The sequence below is a fragment of the Streptomyces sp. SM10 genome, assembly GCF_002910915.1.
Taxonomy (GTDB): Bacteria; Actinomycetota; Actinomycetes; order Streptomycetales; family Streptomycetaceae; genus Streptomyces.
Genome location: NZ_NEUF01000186.1, coordinates 1 through 4,443 on the forward strand (window position 1 = coordinate 1; position 4,443 = coordinate 4,443).

At 71.0% G+C, this 4,443-nt stretch carries 4 protein-coding genes; 2 read left to right on the forward strand and 2 right to left on the reverse strand.

The genetic code is table 11. The features are described 5' to 3' along the window. The coding region (locus B9S57_RS31560; protein WP_258036720.1) for a VWA domain-containing protein at positions 1 to 813 on the forward strand (813 nt) is incomplete at its 5' end. Here the strand turns inward: B9S57_RS31560 and B9S57_RS31565 are convergent. Together B9S57_RS31565 and B9S57_RS31570 are read right to left on the reverse strand one after the other, a co-directional pair. Beyond that, positions 747 to 1,946, reverse strand: coding sequence for a cell wall metabolism sensor histidine kinase WalK (locus B9S57_RS31565; RefSeq protein WP_103760734.1), 1,200 nt, complete (start codon positions 1,944 to 1,946; stop codon positions 747 to 749). The two genes, B9S57_RS31560 and B9S57_RS31565, sit on opposite strands and share 67 nt — an antisense overlap. Before the next feature lie 62 nt (positions 1,947 to 2,008). Next, positions 2,009 to 2,662: a response regulator transcription factor gene (locus B9S57_RS31570; protein WP_181011553.1), complete on the reverse strand. Its 654-nt coding sequence runs from the start codon at positions 2,660 to 2,662 to the stop codon at positions 2,009 to 2,011. A 147-nt stretch (positions 2,663 to 2,809) separates the two neighbouring features. Here B9S57_RS31570 and metG point away from each other — a divergent pair, with 147 nt between their 5' ends. Next, complete coding sequence (gene metG / locus B9S57_RS31575) at positions 2,810 to 4,423, forward strand: methionine--tRNA ligase (RefSeq protein ID WP_103760584.1); 1,614 nt, start codon at positions 2,810 to 2,812, stop codon at positions 4,421 to 4,423. Positions 4,424 to 4,443: the final 20 nt, after the last annotated feature.

Here is a 4,443-nt window from a genome sequence, read left to right on the forward strand (position 1 = left end):
CCCGTCGCGGCGCCCGAGACCGTCGTCGCCGCCGAGCCGCTCGTCGAACCGGTGGCCGAGACCGCTGCCGAGCCCGTCGTCGCCGGGCCCGCGCCCGTGGTCAAGGCGGCCGCCCCCGCGGGCAGGCCCGCCGTCACCCTCGCCCGGGTCAAGACCGCGGCGCCCGGGCTGGTCGCCCCGTACAAGGCCGCACAGGCCGCGCTGAAGGCCCAGGGCCTCACCGGAATGCGCGCCACCGTGTACCTGGTGCTCGACCGGTCCGGGTCCATGCGCCCGTTCTACAAGGACGGCAGCGCCCAGCACCTGGGGGACCGCGCCCTCGCGCTCGCCGCGCAGCTGGACACGAACGCCACCGTGCCCGTCGTCTTCTTCTCGACCGACATCGACGGCACCGGGGCCATCGACCTCACCTCCCACGAGGGCCGCATCGACGAGCTGCACGCGGGGCTCGGCCGCCTGGGCCGTACGAACTACCACCGGGCCGTCGAGGAGGTCGTCACGCACTACGAGAAGTCCGGAGCCACCGGCCCCGCACTGGTGATCTTCCAGACGGACGGCGCCCCGGACGCCAAGGTGGCGGCCAAGCAGGCTCTGGCGGACGCGGCACGGCTGCCGCTGTTCTTCCAGTTCGTCGCCTTCGGCGACGAGGACGCGAAGGGCTTCGACTTCCTGCGCAGGCTGGATGCCGGGAACGCCGGGTTCTTCCACGCGGGCCCCGCCCCGCGCGAGGTGCCCGACGCGACGTTCTACCGGGAGGTGCTCGCCGGACTGCCCGCCTGGGCCGCCGCCCGCGGGGTCACCGCACACGGCTGACCCACCGGCAGCCGTACGGTCACGGCGAGCCCGCCCTCCTGGCCGGGTACCGCCGTGGCCGTACCGCCGTGGGCCACGCTGATGGAGCGGACGATCGACAGTCCGAGCCCCGAGCCCTGCCCCATCCGGTCCCGCCCCTCCCCGCGCCGGAACGGCTGGAAGAAGCCGGCGATGTCCCCCTCGGCCACCACCGGCCCGGTGTTGCGGACCGCCAGGGACCCGTCCGCCGACAGCGACACCTCCACCCGGCCGCCTGGCACGTTGTACCGCACCGCGTTGGACAGCAGATTCGCCACCAGCTGCGCGAGCAGCTGCCGGTTCCCCCGTACGACGCAGGGCTCGACCGCGACGGTGACCTCCGGGCCGGACTCCGCCGCACGACCCGTCGCCGCCGGAGGACGACGCGCGGTCTCCTCCGTCACCACCCGCGCCAGGTCGACCTCCGTGCTCTCGCTCCTCGCCAGCCCCCGCTCGCTGCGCGCCAGCACCAGCAGCCCCTCGATGAGCCGCTCGCTGCGCCGGTTGTTGTCCAGCAGCGTCTGCCGGGTCCGTACGAGGTCCTCCGGCGACGGATCGTCGAGGCCCACCTGGATCGCCGCCCGCTGGGTGGCCAGCGGGGTCCGCAGCTCGTGCGAGGCGTTCGCGATGAATCTCCGCTGGCTGTCGAAAGCCCTCTCCAGCCGCGCCAGCAGCGCGTCGAGCGTCTCCCCCAGCTCCTTCAGCTCGTCGTCCGGGCCGCTGGAGGCGATCCGCTCGTGCAGGGTGTGCTCGGAGAGCCGCCTCGCCTTCGCCGTCATCGCGTGGACGGGCCGCAGCACCCGCCCCGCGGTCCACCAGCCCACACCGACCGCGCAGCCCGTCATCACGAGCAGGGCCGCGACCGACCAGTACAGGAGCTCCCGACTCGCGGCCTCGCTGACGTCGTCGGTGACGTCGTAGACCGTGGGCGGACCGAGGCGGCCCCGCGTGTGCAGCGGGCCGTTGACCGCGAATCCCGGCTGGGCCACGGCCGCGGACGTGGCGATGGCCCGGGCCTGCGAGTCGGTACCGGCGCGCGAGGCCAGGTTCACCGTGGCGAGCAGCGCCGTACCGAGGACCAGGAAGACACCGCCGTACACCAGGGCGATCCGCATCCGGATCGTCGTGTGCCGGACCGGAGGGGCTCCCGCCGCCCGCACCAGCCCCAGCAGCCGGCTCACAGGGCGTACCCGACGCCCTGCACGGTGCGGATCAGCGCGGGTTCGCCGAGCTTGGCGCGCAGCTTGCTCATACAGACGCGGACGGCCCCGGTGAAGGGGTCGGCGTTGGCGTCCCAGGCCCGCTCCAGCAGCTCCTCGGCGCTGACCGTGCCCCCGTCGGCCTCCAGCAGCAGCTGCAGCACGGTGAACTCCTTCGGCGACAGATCCAGGTCCCGCCCGTCCCGGGTCGCGGCCCGCCGGGCGGTGTCGAGGCGGATGCCGTGTCTCTCCAGCTGCGGCGGCACGGGCCGCGCGCTGCGCCGGCGCAGGGCGCGCACCCGGGAGACCAGCTCGGGGAATTCGAAGGGTTTGCTCACGTAGTCGTCGGCGCCCAGATCGAGCCCCTCCACCCGGTCCTCCATGGTCCCGGAGGCGGTGAGCATCAGGATCCTGGTCCGCGAGCCGGCGGACACGAGCCTGCGGGCCACGTCGTCGCCGTGCACCCGGGGAAGATCACGGTCAAGGACGACGACGTCGTAGTCGTGCAGCCCGAGATAGGCGAGAGCCGCGTCGCCGCTGTACACGGTGTCGACGGCGAATCCGGCCCTCCGCAGCCCGGTCGCCACCAGCTCCGCCAGGATCTCCTCGTCCTCGGCGACCAGTACCCGCATCGTGTTGTCCCCTGCCTCGTGCACGCGTGCCCACTCCTCCCAGGATGCGTCTTTGGTACGGGAAAGGATGTTTCGCAAAGCTCTCCGGAGCCGGAGCGGGCGATATCGATGTGAGTGGATCTCCCCCGGGCCGTTAGGATTTCGACCATGGCGGCCACTGGATCCGAGAAGCAAGGGGGCGACGGCGTGAAGAGTTTCTACGTATCGACCCCCATTTACTACGTCAACGACGCTCCTCACCTGGGGCACGCCTATACGACCGTCGCAGGCGACGTGCTCACCCGCTGGCACCGCCAGCGCGGCGAGAAGGTGTGGTACCTCACCGGCACGGACGAGCACGGTCAGAAGATCATGCGTACGGCCGAGGCGAACGACGTCACGCCCCAGGCCTGGTGCGACAAGCTCGTCGAGGAGGCATGGAAGCCCCTCTGGGAGCACCTGAACATCGCGAACGACGACTTCATCCGCACCACGGAGAAGCGGCACACCGACCGTGTGCAGGAGTTCGTGCAGGACCTGTACGACAAGGACCAGATCTACAAGGGCGGCTACGAAGGCCCGTACTGCGTGGGCTGCGAGGAGTACAAGCTCCCCGGTGACCTGATCGAGGCCGAGGACGGCACGAAGCTGTGCCCGATCCACAAGAAGCCGGTGGAGCTCCTCAAGGAGGAGAACTACTTCTTCAAGCTCAGCGAGTACGGCCCGAAGCTCATGGAGTTCTACGCGGCCAACCCGGGCTTCATCCAGCCCGAGTCCGCCCGCAACGAGATCGTGAACTTCGTCAAGCAGGGCCTCCAGGACCTGTCGATCTCCCGCTCGACCTTCGACTGGGGCGTCCCGGTCCCGTGGGACCCGAAGCACGTCATCTACGTGTGGATCGACGCGCTGCTCAACTACGCGACGGCGGTCGGCTACGGCGCCAACCAGGAGAAGTTCGACGCCACCTTCCCGGCGGACGTGCACCTGATCGGCAAGGACATCCTGCGCTTCCACTCGGTCATCTGGCCGGCCATGCTGATGGCGCAGGGACTGCCGCTGCCCGGCAAGGTCGTCGCCAACGGCTGGCTGATGGTCGGCGGCGAGAAGATGTCCAAGTCGAACCTGACCGGCATCAAGCCGCAGGACCTGACCTCGCACTTCGGTGTGGACGCCTACCGCTGGTACTTCCTGCGGGCCATCGCCTACGGCAGCGACGGCTCGTTCTCCTGGGAGGACTTCAGCGCCCGCTACACCTCGGAGCTCGCCAACGACTACGGCAACCTCGCCTCGCGCGTCGCGGCCATGGTCGGCAAGTACTTCGGCGGTGCGCTCCCGGAGGCCACGGCCGCCGGTGACGCCGAGCGCGCGGTCCAGGAGGGCCTCGCCCAGGCCGTCGCCACAGCCGACCAGAAGATCGGTGAGGAGCTGGACTTCCAGGGCGGCATCCTGGCGGTCTTCGACTTCGTGAAGCAGGTCAACGGCTACATCACGGAGCAGGAGCCCTGGAAGGTCGCCAAGGACACGTCCCCGGAGGGACAGGCCCGCCTCGCGACCATCCTCTACACGGCGGCCGAGTCGCTCCGCGGTGTCGCGGTCCTGCTGAACGCCGTGATGCCGGAGACCTCGCAGAAGCTGTGGGACTCCCTGGGCGCCGAGGCGTCCCTGGGCGCGCTGGCCGGCCGGCCGGTCCAGGACGCGGGCCGCTGGGGTCAGCTGCCCGTCGGCGCGACGGTGACGAAGGGCGCGGTGCTGTTCCCGCGCCTGGAGGAGAAGCCCGCGTAACCCCACGCAGGCCCCGTACG